Here is a 2,277-nt window from a genome sequence, read left to right as displayed (position 1 = left end):
GCCCGCCCCGGTCCGGCGGCCTGAAGGGACGCGGCGGCCTCATCGCCGGTGTGCTGGCGGTCGCGGTCGTGGGTACGGGCGCCGGCATCGCCGGTGTGCTGGCGTTCGGCGGCGACGGCGGCAAACCGCCCACGCCGACGCCGAACCCGACCACGGCGGGGCCGACGACCCCGTCCACCCCGAACACCAGCCCCGCGGTCCCGACGGCCGTCATCCACGCCGCGACGCCCCGCTCGGTCCACGCGGTCGGCAAGGGCCAGCTCGTCAGCCTGCGGTGGAAGCTGACGAAGAACAACGACTACCCGATCTGGGTGCAGCAGGCCGACGAGGCGGGCTCGGAGCCTCCTCAGGCCCTCCCGCCTCGCACGCTCAGCACCACCATCAGCGGTCTCGACCCGGCGAAGGGCTACTGCTTCGTGGTGGGCGCGATGGTCGCCATGGGGCAGGGCGACGGCCAGGCCGCCACGGTCGCCTGGTCGAAACCGGCCTGCATCCGCGGCGCGCACGCCGGATAAGGCCGCGGTTCGTTACGCCGTGCTCGACGGGGCCCGGCTCAGGTCCACGACGCAGAAGGCGTTGCCGTCCGGATCCGCGAGGACGACGAAGTCGGCGTCCGGCGGGTACAGGTCCCAGTCGAGCCGGTCGGCTCCGAGCCCGATCAGGCGTTCGATCTCGGCCTCCTGTTCGGCCGTCGTGTCCACCAGCAGGTCGAGATGGATCCGGGGGCGCGCCTGGGCGGGTGACTCGCTGAGCATCAGTCCGAGTGCACGGCCCGACCCGTCCGCGTGCTCCAGGGTCCTCCAGTCCGCGCTCTCCCACTCTGATGTGGGCACCAGGTTCAGCGCGGACGTCCAGAAGGCCACGGCGCGGGGAATGTCGGTCACACCGATCACCGGGAATCCGAGTCTGAGCATGATCCCGAGTCTAGGGAACGCCCGGAACGGCCCGGGAACGCTCAGCGCGCTCGCAGCTTGCGCGGGTGCAGACGGCGGCCGGCGCGGCGGATCGGGCTCGCCGCGCGGGCGACGAGGCGGCCGATCTGGTCCGAGTGCCGCCAGGCGGCGTCGGCGGCGGCCGGGTCCGGCGGGCGCTGAGCGTACTCCGCGCGGTTGACCAGGTCCGCGAGCGGGCGCAGGTGGGGTTCGGTGCCGGCGACGGTACGCCCGCCGAAGCCGGCCACCTCGTGCGCGGTCAGCGTGGTCGCCCGCGGGAGCCCGACGGCGTGCAGCGTCTCGACGGTCTGCTCCCACGCCCCGGCGATCCGCTCGGCGGGCGTGGCAGCCGTTCGCCTGCGGCGACGCCGCAGCATCGGCAGGACGAGCACGGCCACCAGGTACACGATCGGGATGACCGGGAGGGCGGCCGGGGCGTACACCCACCAGGGCGTCGACCTGTGCGGCTTCTTCTTGACCGTCGGCGGCGAGGTCGGCTGTTTGGGCTGCGTGGAGCCGCCGTTGCCCTTGTTCTTGGCCGCGGCGTTCTTCTGCGCCTGCTCCAGCTTCTGCTGGGTGTCGCCCGCCGGGACCGAGCCGGACTTCTGCGAGCGGCCCGCCTGTTCGGGCGTCGGGTAGAACGGCACCCAGCCCAGGCCGGTGAAGTCCACCTCGGGCCAGACCAGCACGTCCCCGGAGCGCACCTGGAACTCGCCGTCACCGCCGACGCCCGGCCGGAAGCCGACGACCACACGCGTGGGCAGGCCGAGTGAGCGGGCCAGGACGGCGTACGCGGTGGCGAACTGCTCCGACGTGCCGCGTTTGGAGCGGGTGAGGAAGTAGTCGAGCTGTGCGTAGGTGTGGCCGGGCAGTCCGGACACGTCGTACCTGTCCGTCGCGCGCAGGTAGTCGGCGAGCTTGGCCGCACGCAGGAAACCGGTGTTCTGACCGGCGGTGATCTGCTCGGCGAGCTTGTGGAAGGCGGGCACCTGGGCGTTCGCGGCGGTCGTGCCAGGCGACTCGGGCAGGGCCGTCGCGGCCAGCGCCTCGGCGTCGCGCGCCGGCTCCGCGTCGGCGAGCTCGTCCGCGTCGTAGTCGCGCGCCGCCGACCGCACCGAGTACGTCTGGCCGGTGCGCAGCGGCTGGACGGTGGTGAGCACACCGCTCCGGGGGTCGACCGTGACGCCCAGGCCCGTGATGGTCGTGGGCCGGTCGGCGGCGGGCACCCACACACCGGGCAGGTTCTGGATGGTGTAGCGCTGGTCCACGCGGGTGCTGGGCCGGTGCCTGGTCACGTGCTCCGGTGCCGGAATCCGGTTGCCGGCCGCGACGAAGTTCCCGCCGG

General features: G+C 73.5%; 3 protein-coding genes. 1 reads left to right on the top strand and 2 read right to left on the bottom strand.

Features of this window, described 5'->3' with window-relative positions:
• The coding region (locus ACFFNX_RS48095) for a hypothetical protein (protein WP_378213127.1) at positions 1–515 on the top strand (515 nt) is incomplete at its 5' end.
• 12 nt (positions 516–527) lie between these two features.
• Here the strand turns inward: ACFFNX_RS48095 and ACFFNX_RS48090 are convergent.
• Positions 528–914, bottom strand: a complete 387-nt coding sequence (locus ACFFNX_RS48090; protein ID WP_378213126.1) for a VOC family protein — start codon at positions 912–914, stop codon at positions 528–530.
• Positions 915–955: 41 nt separating this feature from the next.
• Positions 956–2,277: transglutaminase TgpA family protein (locus tag ACFFNX_RS48085; protein ID WP_378213125.1), on the bottom strand; the 1,322-nt coding region annotated here is incomplete at its 5' end.

Origin of the sequence: Actinoallomurus acaciae (assembly GCF_042429965.1) — a bacterium.
GTDB lineage: Bacteria > Actinomycetota > Actinomycetes > Streptosporangiales > Streptosporangiaceae > Actinoallomurus > Actinoallomurus acaciae.
The sequence above is the reverse complement of the archived record's forward strand: the minus strand, read 5'-3'. Positions and strand labels throughout refer to the sequence as shown.

Bases quoted from the DNA above. Each gene is read 5' to 3' on its own strand.
- ACFFNX_RS48090 (WP_378213126.1), bottom strand. From the start codon at position 914: ATGCTCAGACTCGGATTCCCGGTGATCGGTGTGACCGACATTCCCCGC.